Origin of the sequence: Kitasatospora sp. NPDC056800, assembly GCF_042789775.1 — a bacterium.
Classification (GTDB): domain Bacteria; phylum Actinomycetota; class Actinomycetes; order Streptomycetales; family Streptomycetaceae; genus Kitasatospora.
This window is the reverse complement of sequence record NZ_JBHUAL010000099.1, coordinates 1-19,813: the sequence shown is the minus strand read 5'-3', so window position 1 is coordinate 19,813 and position 19,813 is coordinate 1. Positions and strand designations below refer to the sequence as shown.

The following is a 19,813-nucleotide window of genomic DNA, read 5'->3' as shown; positions in this document are numbered from 1 at the left end:
GGTGTTAGATTGCAAGCGGGAATCGACCGCACCACCGGAGGCGTCCGCACAGCCATGCCGCAGAACCACACCGACACACCCGGAACCGACGACGCGACACCCGCCCTGACCAGGGAAGCCCTCGCCCAGGCCGCACTGCGCGTCCTGGAACGGGACGGCCTGGCCGGGCTGTCCATGCGCAAGGTCGCCGCCGAGGTCGGCGTCAAGGCGGCCTCGCTGTACTGGCACGTCCGCAACAAGCAGGAACTCCTCGACCTGCTCACCGACGCGGTGATGGGCTCCGCCGAGCCCCCGCCGCGCGAGGGCGACTGGCGCGAACAGTTCCACGCGTACTGCTGGCGCTACCGCCGCCTGCTGCTCGGCACCCGGGACGCGGCCAAGGTCGTCGCCGGGCGGCTCGCCCCCGGACCCAACCTGCTCGGGCTCATGGAGGACCAGCTGGACCGGCTCCGCGCGGCCGGCTTCACCGACGCCGACGCCGCCATGGCCAGCTACCTGCTCGGCGCCTTCGTCCAGGGCTTCGTGCTCCAGGAGCAGTCGCCGATCTCGGCCTCCGAGGTCCTCGGCACCAGCCGCCGGGACATCGCCGACGCCGCCGGAGACCTGTTCCGCGCCCTGCCCGCCGAGACCTTCCCCAACCTGGTCGACCTCGCCGACGACCTCACCGAGCCGAACATGGACGCCCGCTTCGAGTTCGGCGTCCAACGGATCCTCGACGGCCTCGCGGCCCTGCTGCCGCCGGAGCGGCGCTGAGCCCGGGGCCCGGGGCCGCCCCTCCCGGTCCTCGGCCTCCTTCCACGCCGCCTCCCTCGGGCCGGACCCCGGCCTCCGGCAACGGGTAGGCTCACCGGGCCCCGCCCGTACGACCACGGAGGAGTCACCGATGCCCGAGCCGTACCCCCTCTACGAACCCTACGCACAAGGCCTGTTGGACGTCGGCGACGGTCAGCTGATCCACTGGAACGCCTCCGGCAACCCGGCCGGCAGGCCGGCCGTGGTGGTGCACGGCGGGCCCGGCTCCGGCCACAGCCCGGGCGCCCGACGGTACTTCGACCCGGAGCGCTACCACCTCGTCCAGTTCGACCAGCGCGGCTGCGGGCTCAGCCGGCCGCACGCCGCCGACCCGTCGACCAGCCTGGAGCACAACACCACGGCGCACCTGATCGCCGACATGGAGCGGCTGCGCGAGCACCTCGGCATCGACAAGTGGCTGCTGTACGGCGGCTCGTGGGGCTCCACGCTGATCCTCGCGTACGCGCAGGCGCACCCGGAACGGGTCTCCGCGATCGTGATCTGCGGGGTCACCATGACCCGCCCCGAGGAGACCGACTGGCTCTACCGGGGCGTGGGCCGCTTCCTGCCCGGGCCCTGGGAGGAGTTCCGGGACTTCCTTCCGCCCGCCGACCGGGACGGGGACACCGCCGAACTGCTCGCCGCCTACAGCCGGCTGCTCAACAGCGCCGACGAGTCCGTCCGCCGGGCCGCCGCCAACGCCTGGGCCACCTGGGAGGACGCGGTCATCTCCCACGAGTCGCTGGGCAAGCCGAACGCGTACACCGACCGCCCCTCCGAGGCGCTGATGGGCTTCACCCGGATCACCGCGCACTACTTCTCGCACCAGGCCTTCCTGCCGGACGGCCAACTGCTGCGCGACGCCGGACGGCTGGCCGGAATCCCCGGCGAGCTGATCCACGGCCGACTGGACCTCGGCGGACCGCTCGCCACCGCCTGGCAGCTGACCAAGGCCTGGCCGGACGCGCGGCTCACGGTCATCGACGAGTCCGGGCACACGGGGAGTCCGCGGATGCGGGAGGCAGTCCTGGCCGCGATCGAACGCTTCGCCTGAGCGCTCCGCAGCCCTGGGGTCGGGCCGTTCCGGCCAACGGCCCGGCCCTACGGCAACCGTAGAATACGGCGCATGATCGCCTATGCCCCAGCCGCCCTGTTCTTCGTCCTGTTCGGACTCGGGGTACTACGCGACCGTCGCCAGTTCAGCAACGCCATCCTGCTCGGCATCGCCGTCTCACTGCTCTCCCTCGCCGTGCTCGCCGAACTGCGCAGAGCCCCCACCCTGGTGGTGGAGATCGCGATGGTGGCGATCTTCCTCCTGCCGACCGTCGGGACCGTGGCCCTGATCTGGTTCCTCATCGCCAACGGCCTGACCATGATCCGCAAGGAGGGCAGACGGCCGGCCAACCTGCTCTCGCTGCTCGCCGGTCTGGGCATCGTCGCCGTCATCCTGATGCTGTTCGTGGCCCTCGCCCTCCGCTCGGCCCGACTGGGCATCGTGGTCGGCACCCTGCTCCTGGTGATCGGCTACGTCTCCTTCCTCTTCACCTGCTTCATCGGCTACGCCTTCCTCTACGGCCGCCACCGGCCCCGCCAGGACGTGGACTTCGTGGTCGTGCTCGGCTCCGGACTGATCGGCGGCGAGCGCGTCCCGCCGCTGCTCGCCAGCCGGCTGAACCGGGGCCGCGAGGTGTACGAGAAGCAGGCCGCCCGCGGCAACCCGCCGGTCCTCATCACCTCCGGCGGCCAGGGGCCGGACGAGAAGCTGCCGGAGTCCCACGCGATGGCCGACTACCTGGTCGAACACGGCTTCCCCGCCGAGCACATCGAACGGGAGGACCGCTCGCGCACCACCGAGGAGAACCTGCGGTTCAGCAAGGCCATCATGGAACAGGCCAAGCCCGACTACCGCTGCGTCGTGGTCACCAACAACTTCCACGCCTTCCGGGCCGCCCTGCTCGCCCGCGAGACCGGCGTCAACGGCCACGTCTTCGGCTCCCCCACCGCCCGCTACTACTGGCCGAGCGCGACCATCCGCGAGTTCGCCGCGATCTTCCTGTCCCACAAGCTGGTCAACTTCGGCATCTGCGGCCTCATCGCCCTCTGCGGCCTGCTCGGGGCACTCTGAGCGGCTCCTGCCGCTCTGACCTCTCCGGCTGCTCCGACTGCCAGGTTCGGGCCCCGGTCGCCACAGCGGCCGGGGCCCGGCCCTTTCCGGGGCGGGTACGGCGACCGCCCGGCCGGGCCACCCGCTCGGTCAGGCCTCCGGGCGGTCAGGCCGCCGGGCGGGGGGCCAGGATCGCGCAGGTGGTGGTGGCGTGCGCGTAGAGCTTGCCGTTCTCCGCGCCCACCACCCTGGCCTCCGCCGTCGCCATCGTCCGGCCCAGGTGCAGCACCACGCCCTCACAGCGCAGCGTCCCGGAGTCGGCGAAGAGCGGGTGCAGCATGTGGACGTTGAGCTGGGTGGTGGTGTAGCCCACCCCGGTCGGCAGCCTGCTCAGCACGGCGCAGCCGAGGGCCGAGTCGAGCAGAGCCGCCAGGTAGCCGCCGTGCACGGTGTTCATCGGGTTGTGCAGGTGCTCTCCGGGTTCGCCCCGGAACACCGCCGTCCCCGGCTTCACCTCGGTCAGGTGGAAGCCCATGGTGCTACAGATCGAGGGCTCCGGGATCCGCCCGGCGATCCACTCCAGCAGGATCTCCTCTCCGCTCAGGTGGGTGAACTCGGCGATCGGCGGGCCGGGCGTCCAGGTGTGGGTCCGGGTGCGCTGCTCCGGGCCGTTCGTGGGCTGGGGGCCCTCGGCGGCAATCTCATCGGTGGTCATGGGATCAACCTGCCTGGTCCGGCCGCCTGCCTCAAGTGCCTTACGGCGCACGGTGGGTACGGGGCCGCGGCCGCCGGACCATGGCGGCCCGTGCCATGCCCGGGCGGCGGACCCCGGATGACCGCCACATGGCACCGGGGCTCCCGGCGCGCCACGCTGCACGGGACCGGCCCCCACTCCTCCCCCACCCAGGAGTCCCCATGCCACTGCGCCCCACCGCCGCGGCGTTGTTCACCGCCGCCGTCCTCGCGCTCGGTACCGCCGCACCCGGCGCGGCCGCGGCCTCCGACACGGTTTCCACCCTGCCGTCCGCAGCCGCAGCCGTAGCCGCGGCCGCGAGCGGCAGCTTCCAGCAGGTCACCGGGTTCGGCACCAATCCGGGCAACCTCGCGATGTACACCTACACCCCCGCCGGGCTGCCCAGCGGCGCTCCTCTGGTGGTCGCGCTGCACGGCTGCGTCCAGAGCGCCACCGACTACTACCGCAGCTCGGGCTGGACCAAGTTCGCCGACCAGTACGGCTTCGCGGTGGTGTTCCCGCAGACCAGCAGCGTCAACAACAGCCTCTCCTGCTTCAGTTGGTTCGACGCGGGCAAGGCCGCCCGGGGCGTCGGCGAGGCCAGGTCGGTGGTCGAGATGGTCACCAAGGCCGAGTCCCTGTACGGCTCGGACGCCCGTCGGGTGTTCGTCACCGGGCTCTCGGCCGGCGGCGGGATGGCCGCCGACCTGCTGGCCGACTATCCCGACGTGTTCGCCGGCGGGGCGATCGACTCCGGACTGCCCGCCCACTGCGCCGCCACCCAGGCCGCCGCCTCCGGCTGCCAGAACTCCGACCAGGGGCTCACCCCGGCCCAGTGGGGCGACAAGGTCCGGGCCGCGTACCTGGGTTACACCGGACCGTGGCCCAGGGTGGCGATCTGGCAGGGCACGGCCGACACCGTGGTCAGGCCGGTGAACGCGACCGAGCTGCGGGACCAGTGGACGAACGTCCAGGGCGTCGGCCGCCAGCCGACCGGCACCCGGAGCCTCCCCGGCGGCACCACCCAGGAGCTCTACGCCGACGCGAGCGGAAAGCCCGCCGTGACCGTGTTCACGATCAGCGGGATGGGCCACGGCCTGGCCGTCCACCCGGGCTCCGGGGCCGACCAGTGCGGAGCGACCGGCGCCTACTTCCTCGACACGATCTGCTCCGGCTACTACACCGCGCAGTTCTGGGGGCTGGACGGCGGTTCCGGCCCCACCGACCCCGGGCTGCCGGCGCCGACCGGCCTGACCGCGAGCGCGACCGCCGGTTCGATCGCCCTCGACTGGCAGACCGTCAACGGCGCGGCCTCCTACCAGATCTTCCGCAACGGCGGCCAGGTCGGCACCGCGACCGGCACGGCCTTCACCGACACCGGACTCGCGGCCGGCACCACGTACGGCTACACCGTGGCGGCGGTCGACGGCTCGGGCACGGTCGGCGCCCGCTCGGCGGCGGTGACGGCGACCACCCCGGGCGGGGGCGCGCCCCAGTGCTTCACCGCCAGCAACTACGACCAGGTCCTGGCCGGCCGTGCCACCCAGAGCGGCGGCCTGACCTTCGCGCTGGGCTCGGGCCAGAGCATGGGGCTCTGGAACACCTTCGTCACCCACACCCTGAAGCAGACCGGCCCGGGCTTCTTCGTGCTCGCCGACGGCCAGTGCTGAACGGACGGCAGCCCGCCCGTCACCGAGCAGCACCACGACCACCCGCCCCACAACGGCCCACAGCGCGACGGCCCGCACCGCCACGCCGACCGTGAGGCTCATCCCGCCCCCACCTCCCCCTCCACCTCCGCCCGGAGCCCGGCGAACAGGTCGGTCTCGATCCCGCCCGCCGCGGCCGCCGCACCGGCCTCCGGCAGCAGACTCCGGGCGAGGTGGTAGTCCTCCGTCGGCCAGACCTCGCGCTCGATGTCCCGCGGGTGGGCCATGAAGGCCACACCCGGCTGCACCTGGGTGGCGTGCGCCAGCATCGCCGCGTCCCGTACGGCGAACTGCTCGGCGCACGCGATCCGGGTCGTGGTGGCCAGGGCGGGCGGGGTGTCGGGCCAGCCGGCCAGCAGCTCGCCCATCTCCGAGGGGACTCCGCGTTCCGTCATGGCCGTGTGCAGGGCCTGGAACCAGGCCCGGGAGAGCGCCAGGTGGTAGTAGAGCTTGGATACCTGCCAGGGCTCGCCCTGCCCGGGGTGGCACTGCGGGTCGGCGGCGGCTTCGACGGCCGCCACGGTGACCTGGTGGGTCATCACGTGGTCCGGGTGCGGGTACCCGCCGGTCTCGTCGTAGGTGACGACCACCTGGGGGCGGAACTCCCGGATCAGCGCGACCAGCGGCGCCGCCGCGAGCTCCACCGGCCGGGCCGCGAAGCAGTCCTCCGGGAGCGGTTCGCCCGGCCCGGGCATCCCGGAGTCGACGAAGCCGAGGAACCTCTGGCGCACACCGAGGATCTCCCGGACGGCCGCCATCTCCTCGCGGCGGACGCGGGCGATGTCGGCCCGGACCTCGGGCCGGTCCATGGCCGGGTTGAGCACCGAGCCGCGCTCGCCGCCGGTGCAGGTGGCGACCAGGACGTCCACGCCCTCGGCCGCGTACCGGGCGAGGGTGGCCGCGCCCTTGCTGGACTCGTCGTCGGGGTGCGCGTGCACGCTGAGCAGGCGGAGAGCGCCGGGGTGACGGGTGGACACGGGTACCTCCATGCTTGGGTGGTCGGAAGCCGCTCGGCGGTCAGCGGGACGGGCGGGTGTTCGGGTAGAGCAGTGCCGGGGCGATGGCGAGTGCCGACAGGGCCAGCACCCACCAGAAGGTCTCGCCGAAGGCCGCACCCGGCTGGTCGGGGTGCCCACCCTGCGCCTGCTGGAGCGCCAGCGTCAGCACCGCCGTGCCGAGCGCCCCGCCGAGCCGGTTGAGCACGTTGACCGCGCCCGCCGCCGCCGGCACCTGGGCCTTCTCGACGCTCCCGTACACCGCCGCCAGGCCGGGGATCGCGATCAGCCCCATGCCCGCGCCGCGCAGCGCCAGCGAGCCGGCGATCAGCCAGGCCGCCGGTTCGGAGCCGCTGCCCAGCCGGGTGAACGCGAGCGTGCCGACCAGGGAGCAGGCGATGCCGATCATGATCAGCGGACGCGGCGCGAAGCGGTCGGTGATCCGGGCGGCCAGCATGGCGGTGACCGCCGTACCGAGGGCCTGCGGCGCCAGCAGCAGACCGGCCTCCACCGCCCCGGCGTGCTTCACCTGCTGGTAGTACAGCGGCACCAGGAACATCGAGCTGTAGAGCGCGGCGCCCTGGAGGAAGCTGTTCGCCGTCGCCACGGAGAACCCGCGCCGGGCGAACAGCCGCAGGTCGATCAGCGGCGCCCGGCCGGCCTTGCGGCCCACCCGCAGCGCGTGCCAGCCGTAGACCGCCACCAGCACCGTGCCCACCACCAGCGCGACCCAGCCGGCCGTCGCGCCGTCACCGATCGTCGAGAGCCCGTAGACCAGCCCGGTCAGACCGGGCGAGAGCAGCACCAGCCCCGTCACGTCCAGCCGGGGCTTCGGTATGTCCGACGCCTCGTCAGTCGGCAGCCAGCGGGCGGCGAGCAGCAGGATCACCAGCCCGACCGGCACGTTCAGCAGGAACATCCAACGCCAGTCGAAGTGCTCCAGCACCAGCCCGCCGAGGATCGGCCCCAGGACCGGGGCCAGGCTGATCGGGAGCATCAGCGTGCCCATCACCCGCCCGACCCTGGACGGCCCGGCCGCTTGTATGATGATCGCCTGGCCGAGCGGTTGAATCATCCCGCCGCCGATCCCCTGCAGCACCCGGAAGGCGATCAGACTGCCCGTCGACCAGGCCAGGCCGCACAGTGCCGATCCGAGCACGAACAGGACGACCGAGGCGAGCCACGCCCGCCGCCCCCCGAAGCGGCCGGCGGCCCAACCCGAGAGCGGCATGGTCAGCGAGATCGCCAGCAGGTACCCCGTGGCCACCCACTGCATCTCCGCGATCGAGCCGTGCAGATCGCGGCCGACGGAGTCGATGCCGACGTTGACGATCGTGCTGTCCAACAGCGCGAGCACCGGCCCCAGCGCGAGCACCGAGGCCATCTTCCACAGGCCCGCCGGAATCGGCTCCGGTGCCCCCTCCCGGACTCCTCCCGGCTGGTCCTTCGCGGCGACGGATGTCGTCATGCGCCCCTCCCCTAGTCGCAGTCGGGCCAGCGCCCCCCGAACCCGCGTGCGGCACCCCGACGCTCGCTCGGCACACTCTCGGACGCTCACCCGGGCAGCCGCTCCGGCCGCCCGAGAAGAACTTAGGCCGGACCCACTGATTGGGTCAAGCCTAATTCCTGTACCCGACCCAGCAACCTGCGCTACGCTCCCGGCATGACCGAGAACGCGACCACGCCGAGCCTGCGCGAGCTCAACAAGCGCCGCACCCGCGAGGCGATCTCGCACGCCGCGACCAGGCTCTTCATCGAGCAGGGCTTCGACCGCACGACCATCGCCGAGGTCGCGGCCGCCGCGGGCGTCGCCAAGATGACCGTCACCAACCACTTCCCGCGCAAGGAGGACCTCTTCTTCGACCTGCACGAGGAGCTCGTCGTCCGGCTCGCCGCGACCGTCGCGGGGCGCGCGCCGGGCGAGTCCGCGCTCGCCGCGCTGCGCCGCGACTGCCTCGCCGGGCTCGACCGGCACGACGCCCGGCTCGGCTTCTCCGGCCCGGAGTTCGCCCGCACCGTCTTCGACAGCCCCGCCCTGGGCGCCCGGCTGCGCGAGCTGCACGAGCAGGGCGAGACGGCGCTCGCCGAGGCGCTGGCCGAGGCGGTGCACGAGAGACCCGTCGGCTTCGAGTGCCGCGTCGCCGCCGCGCTGCTCGCCGCCGTCGACCGCGCGGTGTTCGCCGAGGTGTTCCGCCGCACCCTGGCGGGCGAGGAGCAGGCGGCGATCGCCACCGCCGTCCGCCCCTCGGCGGTCCGGGCCTACGACCGTCTGGAGGGCGCCCTCGGGAGCTTCGCCGTACGGGAGGCCTAGGCCGCGGGCCCGGCCTCCGACCAGGGGCTGAACCACGTGTCCGGGCCGGAGCACCCTTGACGAAAGGTTGACCTGCTCACGGCAGAAGGTTGGCGATGGCCGCCTCTATCGTCGGCCCATGCCCTCACAGCCCATCAGGCCCACCACCCTGCCGGTCCTGCCCTACCGCAAGCCCACCCGGGGCCGGGACTACTGGGTCCTGGACAACGTGCTGCCCGACCCGGACGCCGTCCGGGAGCGCTGTCTGGCCCGCGGGGACTGGACCGAGGGCTACCCGCACCGCCCCGAGACCTGGCCAGGGCTGCGCACCATGCCGGGCCTGGAACCCGGGGAACTGGCCCGGGTCGAGTCGCTGGTCCGCAAGGCCACCGGCGCCTCCCGGCTCTGGGTGCAGAGCACCCCGGGCGGCGGCACACTCAACCACAACTGCGTCCAGGTCGTCGGCGCCGGGGAATCGGAATCCCGCCCCCACACCGACTCCCGCGCGCTCTGCCGCTACGCCGCCGTCCTCTACCTCAGCCCCGGCGCCCCGAAGCACGCCGGCACCAGCTTCTACCGCCAGCAGTTCCCCGGCGGCCGCCTCGGCGGCAACCTGGTCAACGCCCCGCACAACAACCTGGTCGAGGCACTCGGCACCCGCCACGTTCCCGGCGACCACTTCACCGAGGACGTCCGCGTCCCCAACCGCTACAACCAGCTGCTCCTCTACCACGCCAACCTGATCCACAGCGCCACCGGCTACTACGGCACCGACCTGGCCGAGCGGCGGATGACGGCGGTCTTCTTCTGGATGGCCTGACCCCCACCCACCCTCCGGACGACCCACCCCTCAGCCGGCGCCCACGTGCGCCAGACTCGCCCTGGTCAGCGCCGCCGCCAACCGGGCCTGGTCCGCCGGCCCGACCAGCGCCCCCAGTGCGGCCGGTTCACCCGGCAGCCCGAGCGTCCGGGCCTCCGCCGGCACCCGCTCGTCGAAGTACGGCCGCAGCGAGGGCCAGACCGCCTGCGCCTCCCTCCGGCCCCCTCATGCCCTCCATCCACGCTTGCCCGGATTCGGGCGCCCCGCACCCGGGGAGGCTGGCCGCATGAACGAGCGAATCATCGGACGACATGCCCAGGCGAATGCCACGGCCGCACGAAGCGAGGCGGGCGCATGAGTCGTGACACCGTTCCCGCGACCGAGACCATCCGCCCCGAGTGGGCCGCGATCGACGAGTTGCCCACAGTCGAGCTGCTCCGGCTGATGAACGCCGAGGACCGCACGGTGCCCGAGGCCGTCGCCGGGGAGTTGGAGCGGATCGCCGCCGTGGTCGACGCCGTGGCCGCCCGGATGGCGCGTGGTGGCCGGCTGGTCTACGCGGGCGCCGGGACGGCCGGGCGGCTCGGCGTGCTGGACGCCGTCGAGTGCCCGCCGACCTTCGGCACCGACCCGGCGCTGGTCATCGGCCTGATCGCGGGCGGGCGCCCGGCCGTCACGGCGGCGGCCGAGGGCGCCGAGGACCGCACCGACCTCGCCGAGGCCGATGTGGCCGCACTCGCCCTCACCTCCGCCGACACCCTGGTGGGCGTCTCCGCCTCCGGCCGTACGCCCTACCCGCTGGCCGCCGTCCGCGCCGCGCGCGCGGCGGGGGCGCTGACCGTCGGGCTGGCGTGCAACCGCGGCTCGGCGCTCGCGGCCGCGGCCGAGTTGGGCATCGAGGTGGAGGTCGGCCCCGAGGTGCTGGCCGGATCGACCCGGCTCAAGGCGGGCACGGCGCAGAAGTTGGTGCTCAACCTGCTGTCCACGGCCGTGATGGTCCGGCTCGGCCGGACGTACGGAAATCTGATGGTCGACCTCCGCGCCACCAACGACAAGCTGCGCGACCGTGCCCGACGGATCGTCGCCGAGGCGACCGGCGCCGACGGGACCGCGGTCGACCGCGCCCTGAGCGCGACCGGCGGCCGGGTCAAGGACGCCATCCTCTCCCTGCTCGCGGACGTGGACGCCCCCACCGCAGCGCGCCTGCTCACGGCCTCGGAGGGACGGCTGCGCGAAGCCCTCCGCCTCGCCCGGCCGTAGCAGCCCTGCACCGCGCCCGGCTAAAACCCCGCCCGGCCGTAGCCCCGCCCCCGCCGACTCACCCCAACCGCACGTCCGCCGCCACGACGACCTCTCCGAGACGCGGGAAGTCCAGTTCCACCGACGCCCGGTGCTCCTCCGCCGTGAGCGCGGCCATCGCGTCCTCGACGAACAGCAGCCGGTACCCGTGGTCGCCGGCGGCCCGGGCGCTGGACTCCACGCCGAGGTTGGTGGCGATCCCGGTGAACACCAGGGTCTCCACGCCCCGCGCCCGCAGCAGCCCGTCCAGGCCGGTGCCCTGGAAGGCGCCGATGGTGCGCTTCACCACGACCTCGTCGGCCACCGCCGCGACCTCCGCGACCAGCCCGCTCCCGGGCGGCTGCTCGGCGACGTTCGGCCGCTCGACCCGCACCGCGACCACGGGCGCGCCCGCCGCCCGGAACTCCCGGGCCAACTCCAGCGAGGCCTCCACCACCTCCGAACCGGTGCGCGGCGCGAGCGGGTTGGCGACGATCCGGTCCATCAGGTCGATCAGGACCAGGGCCGTACTGCGGGGATCAAGGGTGGTCATGGACGTCACGCTAGTCCAGTAACGCCGGCCCGTCCGACGACCGGCCCTCCTGCGCCCGGCCCTCCGAGGCCCGGACCTCCGACGCCGGAGCGCCCTCCGCCGACACCGGAGCGCCCTCCGCCGCCTCCCGCGCGATCTCCGCCCGGAACCCCTCGATCAGCACCCGCAGCCCGTACTCGAAGTCCGCGTCGTGGTCGGTCATCCGCAGCACGTCCACCGCCTCGCGAAGCAGCGGCAGTTCGCGCAGTGCCTCGTCCGGGAACGGCGGCCGGTCGCGGTCCGCGGTGTCCTGCCGCCAGGCCTGCTCCTCGGTGACCCAGCCCATGATGTACCGGTCGACGGTCAGCAGCAGCCGCAGCGCCGTGCGCGGGCGCAGCCCGGCCCCGCACAGGGCGGCCAACTGGGCCTCGACCGCCGGGAGTTCGTCCTCGCTGGGCAGGGTGCCGGCGTGCACCCGGGCGCCGTCGCGGTAGGCGAGCAGGGCGCCGCGCTTGGCGCGGGCGTCGGCGGCGATCCACTCGGGCCAGTGCGCCGGGTCCGGCTCGCGGTCGGGCGGGAGGGCCTCGGCGAGCATCGCCTCGGCCATCAGGTCGAGCAGTTCCCGCTTGTTCTTGAAGTGCCAGTACAACGCTGGTGACTGGACGCCGAGTTCACGGGCGAGCCGGCGGGTGGTCAGCCCGTCGATGCCCTCCTCGTCGAGCAGGCGCAGCGCCGTGCGCACCACCTCGTCGCGTTGCAGCGCCATCCGATCGCCCTCCTGGGTTATCCGCTTGCCAAGCCCACCTTATCGCCGATAAGTTCCCGAGCTGGAATTTATCAGCGATAAGGACGGCCGTCGCGACGCCGACGACCGCGAAGGGATCCCACCCCTCGTGACCTCCAACCCGAACCCCACCTCCGGACCCGACCCAAGCGCCGACCCGAACCCGACCTCCGGACCGAACCCCACCTCCAGCCCCGACCGCCCCTGGTCCCGCCTGCTGCCGAACACCGCCCCCTGGCGCTCCTCCCGGGACTTCCGGCTGACCTGGACCTCCGGCACCGTCACCCTGCTCGGCTCGATCTTCACCATGACCGCGATCCCGCTCCAGATCGCCGACCTCACCGGCTCGCCGCTGGCCGTGGGCGCGGTCGGCGCGGTCGAGCTCGTGCCCGCCATCCTGTTCGGCCTCTACGGCGGCGTCCTCGCCGACCGCGCCGACCGCCGCACCGTCGCCCTGGCCACCGAGGTCGCCCTGGCCGCGCTCAGCGCCTTACTGCTGGCCAACGCGCTGCTCGGCACCCCCGCCGTCTGGCCGCTCTACGTCGCCGCCGGGGTGGCGGCGGCGATCCAGGGCATCCAGCAGCCCTCGGTCGAGGCGATGGTCCCCCGCCTGGTGCCCCAGGACCAGCTGGTGGCGGCGGGTGCCCTGCTGTCCCTGCGCTGGAGCATCGGCGGCGTGGCCGCCCCGGCGGCGGCCGGCCTGCTGATCGCGACCGCCGGCGTCCCGGCGGCCTACCTGGTCGACCTCGGCACCTTCCTGCTCTCGATCGCCCTGCTCGCCCGGGTCCGGCCGATCCCCTCGGAACGGGACGCCGAGGCGCCGCAGCTCACCGAGTTCCTCGACGGCGCCCGGTACGCGGCCCGGCGGCCCGATCTGGTCGGCACCTACCTGGCCGACCTCGCGGCCACCGTCTTCGCCCTGCCCACCGCGCTCTTCCCGTTCCTGGCCGCGGAGTTGGACGCCACCTGGGCGCTCGGCCTGCTCTACTCGGCCGGTGCGGCCGGCAGCCTGATCGCCGCCGCGACCGGCGGGTGGGCGGAGCGGGTGCACCGGCACGGCCGGCTGGTCCTGCTCTCCGCCGCCCTGGTCGGCGCGGCGACGGCGGCGGCCGCCTTCGCCCCGGGCCTGTGGGCCGTCCTGCTCTGCCTGACCGTCGCGGGCGGCGCGCACTGGGTCGGCGACACCTTCCGCAGCGCCATCTGGAACCAGTCCATTCCGGACGAACTCCGGGGCCGAGCGGCCGGGTTGGAGATGCTGATCGGCTCCGCCGGGCCGGCCCTGGGCGACCTGCGGGCGGGCGGGCTCGCGGCCCGCCAGGGCATCCGGGCGGCACTGCGCACGGGGGGCCTGCTCTGCCTCGGCAGCTCGGCCGCCGTGTCCGCCGCGCTCCCCGCACTCTGGCGCTACGACCAGCGGGCGCACCGCACCGGGCCGGTCGCGCCGGAGCCCACCCCGTGACGCGCCCGCCGCACCCACCCCACGACTGCTCAGTCCCGGACGAGCGCCGTCGCGTGCCGGTCGATCAGCTCCGCCAGCCCCCGGAGGTCGTCGACCCCGCGCTTGGGCAGCATGGTCAGCACACCGGTCTCCTCGCTGCCCTTCAACAGCAGGAACAGCCGGGGCGTCTCCAGGTAGTACCGCTGCTCCGACCAGGCGAACTCGGTGACCGAGGCCTCGGTGCTCACGACCACCCCCTGGTCGTCCAGCAGGACCCTGAACTCGCCCTTCTCCCTCGCCGTCCTCGTCACCCGCCGCACCCGCGTCGCGGGCCCCGCGAGAACCACGAGCAGCACGACCGCCACCAGCAGGGCGAGCAACCGCAGCACCGTCCCGCCGAGGACGGCGAGCAGCCCGACGACCGCCGTCCCGCCGACGGCCACCGTGTACACGGCCAGCCGCGACCGGCGTCCGGCCGCCGTGCACCGCTCCCACGCCGCGAAGGCCTCCCGGAAGTCCTCGGCCGTCGGGGTGTAGCGGACCTCGACCGACGTCACCGCCCGCTCGTCGGAACCCACGTCCCACACCCTCCGACCCATGTACGCACAACTCCTGACACCAGCTTCGCCGGATCGTAGCAAAGACCGTACGTACCCGATGCGACCGCGTCCACGGCCTCCCGGCCCTCCGGCGTGAATGCGCCGCTCCCGGCACCCACCCGTTGACCGACCACCCCGCCCGGCGGTTGGCTCACCCCGAGCCGGCCGCCGGGGAGTTCGGCGTCCACCGCCGACGCGGCACGGCCCGATCCCAGGGGAGGGAACCCGATGACCCGCATCCGCCGCCCACTGCGCGCGGCCCGCACCCTCGCGGCCGCCGCACTGGCCGCCGCCGTCTCCATCACCGTCGCCGCCCCCGCCCAGGCGGCCCCGTCCACCACACAACCGTCCACCACACAACCGTCCGCCTGGCCGGGCGGCACGGGCACCGAACGCGTCTCCGTCGGCCCCGGCCAGGCGCAGGCCACCGGCGCCTCGCAGGCCCACGGCCTGAGCGCCGACGGGCGCTACGCCGTCTTCACCTCGGAGGCGGCCGACCTGGTGCCCGGCGACACCAACGGCGCCGTCGACGTCTTCGTCCGCGACCTGTGGACCGGCCGCACCGAACGGGTCGACACCGGTCCGGGCGGCGTCCAGGCCGACGGCGCCGCCCACCACGCCGCGATCAGCGGCGACGGCCGTTACGTGGCGTTCGGTTCCAGCGCCACGAACCTCGCCCCCGGCGCCAACCGCGGCTACCAGGACGTCTACGTCCACGACCGCTGGACCGGCGAGACCCGGCTGGTCAGCGTCGGCAAGGCGCCGGGAGCCCCGCAGACCGACCGGGTGTCCGACGTCCCCTCGATCAGCTGGGACGGCCGCTACGTCGCCTACCAGTCCAACCGCAGCGACCTCGCCCCCGGCACGGTCACCTGGTTCGGCGGCAACATCTACGTCACCGACCTCTGGACCGGCGACACCCGCCTGGTCAGCGTCGGCGCGGACGGCAAGGAGGCCGACGCCTCCTCCGCCTCGCCGGAGATCAGCGGCGACGGCAGCACGGTCGTCTTCATCTCCAAGGCGACCAACCTCATCGGCCCGGGCCGGCCCGACACCCTCTCCCCGGCCGCCGTCGCCGAGCTCAGGGCCGGCTCCGACGAGGAGTTCGCCGCCGACTCCCTCCGCCCGGAAGCCCGCTCAGACTCCCGCCCGGACACCCGCTCAGACGCCCGCGCGGACACCCGCCCGGAGCTCGTCAAGCCGCGCCTCTACCCGCTGTACGTCCGCGACCTGCGCGCCGGGCGGACCAGCCTGGCCTCCTCGGCCCCCGACGGCGGCTACAAGGGCGCGGCCGACCCGTCGATCAGCCCGGACGGCCGCTACGCCGTCTACTCCTCCTGGGTCGTCCACGGCGACACCTCCTGGGACCGCCACTTCGAGCTGTACGTCCGCGACCTCCGGCAGGGCACCGAGACACTGGTCAGCGTCGGCCTGCCCGGGACGAAGACCACCCTCGACTCCTTCGGCGGCCGGCTGACGGCGGACGGCCGGTGGGTCTACTTCAGCTCGGCGGCGGAGAACCTCGTCCCCGGCGACACCAACAACGCCGAGGACGTGTTCCGGCGCGACCTGTGGACCGGCCGCACCGAGCGGGTCAGCGTGGCGGGCGACGGTTCCCAGACCACCGGCTCCTCGTACGCCCCGTTCCCCGACGCCTTCGGCACCGCGGTGGTGTTCACCTCGTCCGACAGCACCCTCGTCCCGGGGGACACCAACAACGCCGAGGACGTGTTCCTCCGCCGCCTCCCGCAGTTCTGACACCCGCCCCGACCACCCTCACCACCCCGACCGGCGCGGGTGCTCCCGGTCTCACACCGTGAGCGCCCGCGCCGAGGCCCGGATCGGCGCCGGCAGTTCCGTCCACCCCCGCAGGTACCGGTCGACCGCCGCGGCCACCGCCCGCCCCTCGGCGATCGCCCAGACGATCAGCGACTGCCCGCGTCCGGCGTCCCCCGCGACGAACACGCCCTCCGCCCCCGTGGCGAAGCCGTCGTCCCGGGCCAGGGTGCCCTCCGGCCCGGTGGCGAGGCCGAGTTGGGCGAACAGCGGCCGGTCCGGGTCCGGCCCGGTGAAGCCCAGCGCGAGCAGCACCAGCTGCGCCGGCAGCCTCCGCTCGGTGCCCGCCCGCGGGCTGCGGTCGGCGGGCTCGGCCTCGGCGAAGCGGACGGCGGCCAGTCGGCCGTCCGGGCCGGGCTCGAAGCCGACGGTGGCGGCCGCGAACACCCGGGGCCCGGCCTCCGCCGCACCGGACTCCTCGTGCGAGGTGGTCTCCCGGTACACCTTCGGGTACACCGGCCAGGGCTGCCCGTCGGCCCGGTCCCGCGGCGGCCGCGGGTTGATGTCCAGCTGGGTGACGGAGGCGGCGCGCTGGCGCAGCGCCGTCCCCAGGCAGTCCGCCGCCGTGTCGCCGCCGCCGACGATCACCACGTGCCGCCCCTCGGCGGACAGCGGCGAGACCGGGCAGTCGCCCTCGTCCACCCGGTTCGCCCAGGTCAGGTACTCGATCGCCTGGTGCACCCCGGTCAGCTCCCGCCCCGGCACCGGCAGCTCCCGGCAGGCGGTCGCGCCCACCGCGACCACCACCGCGTCGTACCCGGCCCGCAGTTCCTCGCCCGGGACGTCCCGGCCGACCCACACCCCGGTGCGGAAGTCGGTGCCCTCGGCCCGCAGCTGGTCCAGCCGGCGCTCCAGCCGGTGCTTCTCCAGCCGGAACGGCGGGATGCCGTACCGCAGCAGCCCGCCCGCGCGGTCGGCCCGCTCGTACACCGTGGTGGCGTGCCCGGCCCTGGTCAGCTGCTGGGCGGCGGCCAGCCCGGCCGGGCCCGAGCCGATCACCGCGACCCTCCGCCCACCGGAGCGCTCGGCGCGGTCGGGCGGCCGGGGCCCGTCCCAGCCCGCGTCCAGGGCGCGGTCGGCGATCGCCAGTTCCACGTTCTTGATCGTCACCGCCGCGCCGTCGATGGCCAGCACGCAGGCGCTCTCGCAGGGCGCCGGGCAGAGCCGCCCGGTGAACTCCGGGAAGTTGTTGGTCGCCAGCAGCCGTGCCGCGGCCGCCCGCCAATCCGCGCCGGCCGCCGCGCCGACCTCCGCGCCCGCTCCGGTCCCCTCCCCGGAACCCGTCCCCGACTCCGCCACCAGCCGGTTCCACTCCGGCACCAGGTTCCCGAGCGGACAGGCGCTGTGGCAGAACGGCAGCCCGCAGTCCATGCACCGCCCCGCCTGCCCGCCCACCACCGGCAGCAGCGGGCCGGGCCGGTACACCTCCCGCCAGTCCCCCAGCCGCTCCCGCGCATCACGCCGCACCCGCTCCTCGCGCGGGGTGGTGAAGAAGGCCATCCGGTCTGCCATCGCGGCCTCCGGCAGGGCGTGCCGACTCGGATCAGGCGGCCCACCCGGCGGCGCGCCACCGTACGGCCACCGTACGCCCGCGAAGCACCGCGCGACAGCCCCGGCCGTCACGGACCGCCCCGGAGCGGCCGCGGAGCGGGCCCGGACACCCCGCCCCCGCCCGAAACCGCCGTGAGCACGCCAGGGAGAATCTCCGCCATGACCCACACCGTGCTGATCGCCGAGGACGACCGGGCCATCCGCGACTCGCTCGCCCGCGCGCTGATGCTGCAGGGCTACCGGGTGCGGGTCGCCGCCGACGGCACCCAGACCCTGGCCGTCCTCGCGGAGCAGCGCCCGGACGTCCTGGTGCTCGACGTGATGATGCCCGAGCCGGACGGCCTGGAGGTCTGCCGCCGGCTGCGCGCGGCCGGCGACCGCACCCCGGTGCTGATGCTCACCGCCCGGGTCGAGGTGCCGGACCGGATCGCCGGCCTCGACGCGGGCGCGGACGACTACCTGGTCAAGCCCTTCGACGTGGACGAGCTGTTCGCCCGCCTGCGCGCCATGCTGCGCCGCCGTCCGCCGGAGTCCGCCACCGAGGTGCTGACCGTCGCCGACCTGCGGATCGAGCCGCCCGCCCGCCGGGCCTGGCGCGCCGCCCAGGAGCTCGAACTGTCCCGCACCGAGTTCGACCTGCTGGAGCTGCTCGCCCGGCACGCCGGCGCCGTCCTCGACCAGGCCACCCTGTACGAGCGGATCTGGGGCTACGACTTCGGCCCCGGCTCGAAGAACCTCGCGGTGTTCATCGGCTACCTGCGCCGCAAGCTCGACCGCCCCGGCCTGGCGCCGCTGATCCACACCGTCCGCGGCGTCGGCTACACGCTGCGCGAGCCGTGACCGGCCCGGCCCGCCGCCTCCCCCGGTTCCCGCGCCCGGCCCGCCGCCTCCCCCGGCCGCCGCGCCCGACCGGCCGGCTCCCCCGTCTCCCCCGGCTGCCGCGCCCCGGTCTGCCCACCACCTTCGCGCTGGCCTTCGCCGCGATCGCCGCGCTGGTCGCGGTGCTGATCGGCGCACTCGGCTACGACGCCGCCGCGCGGCTGATCCGGGACGACGAGACCGCCGACTTCGGCGCCGCCGTCGACTCCGTCGGCCGCCAGGTCCAGCGGGAGGTGCTCTTCCCGGGCGACTTCGCCGGCCCGAGCGGCCTGAGCGCCGACCTGGTCCGCCCGATCCGGGTCACCACGCAGTCGCTCGACCCCGACGGCGCGGTGCTGCCCGGCACCGCCCGGCTCGACCTGCCGCCGAGCCCGTCCGACCACGAGCTCGCCCACGCCGACCAGCCGGGCCGCACCTCGATCGGGCTGCGCCACGAGCACCGCGAGGCCTACCGGGTCGGCGTGGTCTCGCTCGGCGGCCGGCGCGGGGCGGTCCAGATCATCCAGCAGGTCGGGCCCACCGAGAAGCTGCTGACCACCCTGCGGACCCGTACGGTCGCTCTGGTGGCGATCGTCGCGGTGCTCGCCGGCGGGGCCGGCCGGCTGCTCGCCCGACGGATCACCCGGCGCCTGGTCCGGCTCACCCACGCGGCCGAACTGGTCGCCGCCAGTGGGCGGTTGGACGTCCCGGTGCCCGCCGCCGGCACGGACGAGGTGGGCCGGCTCGGCCGGGCCTTCGACCGGATGCTGGGCCGGCTCGCCACCGCCAAGGAGAACCAGCGCCGACTGGTCCAGGACGCCGGGCACGAGCTGCGCACCCCGCTGACCAGCCTGCGCACCAACCTCTCGGTGCTCCCCAGCCTGGACCGGCTGCCGCCCGCCGAACGCACCGCGCTGATGGCCGATCTGGTCGAGGAGACCCGGGAGTTGACCCAGCTGGTGGAGGAGCTGGTGGCGCTCGCGGCCGACCGCAGGGCGGACGAGCAGCCGACCGAGGTGCTGCTCGCCGACGTGGTCCGGCAGGCCGCCGCCCAGGCCCGGCGGCGCGGCGACCGGGAGGTCGTGGTGGACGCGGACGCGACCGTGGTCACCGCCCGGCCGGACGCGCTGGCCCGCGCGGTGGGCAACCTGCTGGACAACGCCGCCAAGTTCGACCCCGCCGGGACGGGCCCGATCGAGGTGGTGGTGCGCGGCCCGCGGGTGGAGGTGCGCGACCGCGGCCCGGGCATCGACGCGGCCGACCTCGACCGGGTCTTCGACCGCTTCTACCGGGCCACCGCCGCCCGCGGCCTGCCCGGCTCCGGCCTGGGCCTGGCCATCGTGCACGAGGTGGCCCGCTCGCACGGCGGTACGGCCTTCGCCGCCAACCGGGAGGGCGGCGGCGCGGTGATCGGCTTCACCCTCGGCGCCGACGGAGCGGACGGGCCCGACGGCTGAGCACGCGGACGGGCCCGGCGCGTGGCAGCGCCGGGCC

General features: G+C 74.6%; 18 protein-coding genes. 11 read left to right on the top strand and 7 right to left on the bottom strand.

The window, feature by feature from the left end:
• Window positions 1–54 precede the first annotated feature (54 nt).
• The 3 genes from ACFRQN_RS21950 to ACFRQN_RS21940 all read left to right on the top strand — a co-directional run bounded on the left by ACFRQN_RS21950 (window position 55) and on the right by ACFRQN_RS21940 (window position 2,917).
• Window positions 55–753 carry a TetR/AcrR family transcriptional regulator gene (locus tag ACFRQN_RS21950; protein ID WP_074003603.1) on the top strand — a complete coding sequence of 233 codons (699 nt, stop codon included), beginning with the start codon at window positions 55–57 and terminating at the stop codon, window positions 751–753.
• A gap of 130 nt (window positions 754–883) precedes the next feature.
• A complete protein-coding gene (gene pip, locus ACFRQN_RS21945) occupies window positions 884–1,846 on the top strand; it encodes a prolyl aminopeptidase (protein ID WP_380741601.1) in 963 nt (320 codons plus the stop codon).
• A 72-nt stretch (window positions 1,847–1,918) separates the two neighbouring features.
• Window positions 1,919–2,917, top strand: a complete 999-nt coding sequence (locus ACFRQN_RS21940; RefSeq protein WP_049654556.1) for a YdcF family protein — start codon at window positions 1,919–1,921, stop codon at window positions 2,915–2,917.
• A gap of 145 nt (window positions 2,918–3,062) precedes the next feature.
• On the opposite strand, the gene ACFRQN_RS21935 is transcribed toward ACFRQN_RS21940, so the two are convergent.
• Window positions 3,063–3,611 (bottom strand): PaaI family thioesterase, encoded by a 549-nt coding sequence (locus ACFRQN_RS21935; protein WP_380741600.1) that lies wholly within the window; start codon window positions 3,609–3,611, stop codon window positions 3,063–3,065.
• Window positions 3,612–3,811: 200 nt separating this feature from the next.
• On the opposite strand from ACFRQN_RS21935, the gene ACFRQN_RS21930 reads away from it, so the two are divergent.
• Window positions 3,812–5,299 carry a PHB depolymerase family esterase gene (locus ACFRQN_RS21930; RefSeq protein ID WP_380741599.1) on the top strand — a complete coding sequence of 496 codons (1,488 nt, stop codon included), beginning with the start codon at window positions 3,812–3,814 and terminating at the stop codon, window positions 5,297–5,299.
• A 98-nt stretch (window positions 5,300–5,397) separates the two neighbouring features.
• Here ACFRQN_RS21930 and mca read toward each other — a convergent pair whose 3' ends face one another.
• Both mca and ACFRQN_RS21920 read right to left on the bottom strand, forming a co-directional pair.
• The gene (gene mca / locus ACFRQN_RS21925) at window positions 5,398–6,327 is read right to left on the bottom strand and encodes a mycothiol conjugate amidase Mca (RefSeq protein WP_380741598.1); all 930 of its coding nucleotides are present in this window, start codon (window positions 6,325–6,327) and stop codon (window positions 5,398–5,400) included.
• A gap of 28 nt (window positions 6,328–6,355) precedes the next feature.
• Entirely contained in the window at window positions 6,356–7,801 is a 1,446-nt protein-coding gene (locus ACFRQN_RS21920) for an MDR family MFS transporter (RefSeq protein ID WP_107086515.1), read from the bottom strand.
• A 195-nt stretch (window positions 7,802–7,996) separates the two neighbouring features.
• Here ACFRQN_RS21920 and ACFRQN_RS21915 point away from each other — a divergent pair, with 195 nt between their 5' ends.
• From ACFRQN_RS21915 to murQ, 3 genes are all read left to right on the top strand, one after another.
• On the top strand, window positions 7,997–8,644 hold the full coding sequence (locus ACFRQN_RS21915; RefSeq protein WP_074003609.1) for a TetR/AcrR family transcriptional regulator: 648 nt from the start codon (window positions 7,997–7,999) through the stop codon (window positions 8,642–8,644).
• A gap of 118 nt (window positions 8,645–8,762) precedes the next feature.
• Entirely contained in the window at window positions 8,763–9,443 is a 681-nt protein-coding gene (locus ACFRQN_RS21910; RefSeq protein ID WP_380741597.1) for a DUF6445 family protein, read from the top strand.
• A gap of 354 nt (window positions 9,444–9,797) precedes the next feature.
• Entirely contained in the window at window positions 9,798–10,703 is a 906-nt protein-coding gene (gene murQ / locus ACFRQN_RS21905; RefSeq protein ID WP_380741596.1) for an N-acetylmuramic acid 6-phosphate etherase, read from the top strand.
• A 58-nt stretch (window positions 10,704–10,761) separates the two neighbouring features.
• On the opposite strand, the gene ACFRQN_RS21900 is transcribed toward murQ, so the two are convergent.
• The gene (locus ACFRQN_RS21900) at window positions 10,762–11,274 is read right to left on the bottom strand and encodes an isochorismatase family protein (RefSeq protein WP_380741595.1); all 513 of its coding nucleotides are present in this window, start codon (window positions 11,272–11,274) and stop codon (window positions 10,762–10,764) included.
• Window positions 11,275–11,284: 10 nt separating this feature from the next.
• Complete coding sequence (locus ACFRQN_RS21895) at window positions 11,285–12,019, bottom strand: TetR/AcrR family transcriptional regulator C-terminal domain-containing protein (RefSeq protein WP_380741594.1); 735 nt, start codon at window positions 12,017–12,019, stop codon at window positions 11,285–11,287.
• Between the two features lie 127 nt (window positions 12,020–12,146).
• Here ACFRQN_RS21895 and ACFRQN_RS21890 point away from each other — a divergent pair, with 127 nt between their 5' ends.
• Window positions 12,147–13,496, top strand: coding sequence for an MFS transporter (locus tag ACFRQN_RS21890; protein ID WP_380741593.1), 1,350 nt, complete (start codon window positions 12,147–12,149; stop codon window positions 13,494–13,496).
• A gap of 29 nt (window positions 13,497–13,525) precedes the next feature.
• Here the strand turns inward: ACFRQN_RS21890 and ACFRQN_RS21885 are convergent, their stop codons facing one another.
• Window positions 13,526–14,053 (bottom strand): YcxB family protein, encoded by a 528-nt coding sequence (locus tag ACFRQN_RS21885; protein ID WP_049654974.1) that lies wholly within the window; start codon window positions 14,051–14,053, stop codon window positions 13,526–13,528.
• 249 nt (window positions 14,054–14,302) lie between these two features.
• Here ACFRQN_RS21885 and ACFRQN_RS21880 point away from each other — a divergent pair, with 249 nt between their 5' ends.
• A complete protein-coding gene (locus ACFRQN_RS21880; RefSeq protein ID WP_380741592.1) occupies window positions 14,303–15,832 on the top strand; it encodes a TolB family protein in 1,530 nt (509 codons plus the stop codon).
• A gap of 51 nt (window positions 15,833–15,883) precedes the next feature.
• On the opposite strand, the gene ACFRQN_RS21875 is transcribed toward ACFRQN_RS21880, so the two are convergent.
• A complete protein-coding gene (locus ACFRQN_RS21875) occupies window positions 15,884–17,422 on the bottom strand; it encodes a glutamate synthase subunit beta (protein WP_380741591.1) in 1,539 nt (512 codons plus the stop codon).
• Between the two features lie 198 nt (window positions 17,423–17,620).
• On the opposite strand from ACFRQN_RS21875, the gene ACFRQN_RS21870 reads away from it, so the two are divergent.
• Together ACFRQN_RS21870 and ACFRQN_RS21865 are read left to right on the top strand one after the other, a co-directional pair.
• Complete coding sequence (locus ACFRQN_RS21870; RefSeq protein WP_049654967.1) at window positions 17,621–18,301, top strand: response regulator transcription factor; 681 nt, start codon at window positions 17,621–17,623, stop codon at window positions 18,299–18,301.
• Window positions 18,298–19,776 (top strand): sensor histidine kinase, encoded by a 1,479-nt coding sequence (locus tag ACFRQN_RS21865; RefSeq protein WP_380741590.1) that lies wholly within the window; start codon window positions 18,298–18,300, stop codon window positions 19,774–19,776. Before ACFRQN_RS21870 ends, ACFRQN_RS21865 begins: the two co-directional genes overlap by 4 nt.
• Window positions 19,777–19,813: the final 37 nt, after the last annotated feature.

Excerpts from the sequence above, each read along its gene's own strand:
- ACFRQN_RS21910 (WP_380741597.1), top strand. The coding sequence starts at position 8,763 with ATGCCCTCACAGCCCATCAGGCCCACCACCCTGCCGGTCCTGCCCTAC.
- ACFRQN_RS21950 (WP_074003603.1), top strand. The coding sequence starts at position 55 with ATGCCGCAGAACCACACCGACACACCCGGAACCGACGACGCGACACCC.
- ACFRQN_RS21895 (WP_380741594.1), bottom strand. The coding sequence starts at position 12,019 with ATGGCGCTGCAACGCGACGAGGTGGTGCGCACGGCGCTGCGCCTGCTC.
- ACFRQN_RS21900 (WP_380741595.1), bottom strand. The coding sequence starts at position 11,274 with ATGACCACCCTTGATCCCCGCAGTACGGCCCTGGTCCTGATCGACCTG.
- ACFRQN_RS21940 (WP_049654556.1), top strand. The coding sequence starts at position 1,919 with ATGATCGCCTATGCCCCAGCCGCCCTGTTCTTCGTCCTGTTCGGACTC.
- ACFRQN_RS21915 (WP_074003609.1), top strand. The coding sequence starts at position 7,997 with ATGACCGAGAACGCGACCACGCCGAGCCTGCGCGAGCTCAACAAGCGC.
- ACFRQN_RS21935 (WP_380741600.1), bottom strand. The coding sequence starts at position 3,611 with ATGACCACCGATGAGATTGCCGCCGAGGGCCCCCAGCCCACGAACGGC.
- murQ (WP_380741596.1), top strand. The coding sequence starts at position 9,798 with ATGAGTCGTGACACCGTTCCCGCGACCGAGACCATCCGCCCCGAGTGG.
- ACFRQN_RS21880 (WP_380741592.1), top strand. The coding sequence starts at position 14,303 with ATGACCCGCATCCGCCGCCCACTGCGCGCGGCCCGCACCCTCGCGGCC.
- ACFRQN_RS21920 (WP_107086515.1), bottom strand. The coding sequence starts at position 7,801 with ATGACGACATCCGTCGCCGCGAAGGACCAGCCGGGAGGAGTCCGGGAG.
- ACFRQN_RS21870 (WP_049654967.1), top strand. The coding sequence starts at position 17,621 with ATGACCCACACCGTGCTGATCGCCGAGGACGACCGGGCCATCCGCGAC.
- mca (WP_380741598.1), bottom strand. The coding sequence starts at position 6,327 with ATGGAGGTACCCGTGTCCACCCGTCACCCCGGCGCTCTCCGCCTGCTC.
- ACFRQN_RS21930 (WP_380741599.1), top strand. The coding sequence starts at position 3,812 with ATGCCACTGCGCCCCACCGCCGCGGCGTTGTTCACCGCCGCCGTCCTC.
- pip (WP_380741601.1), top strand. The coding sequence starts at position 884 with ATGCCCGAGCCGTACCCCCTCTACGAACCCTACGCACAAGGCCTGTTG.
- ACFRQN_RS21875 (WP_380741591.1), bottom strand. The coding sequence starts at position 17,422 with ATGGCAGACCGGATGGCCTTCTTCACCACCCCGCGCGAGGAGCGGGTG.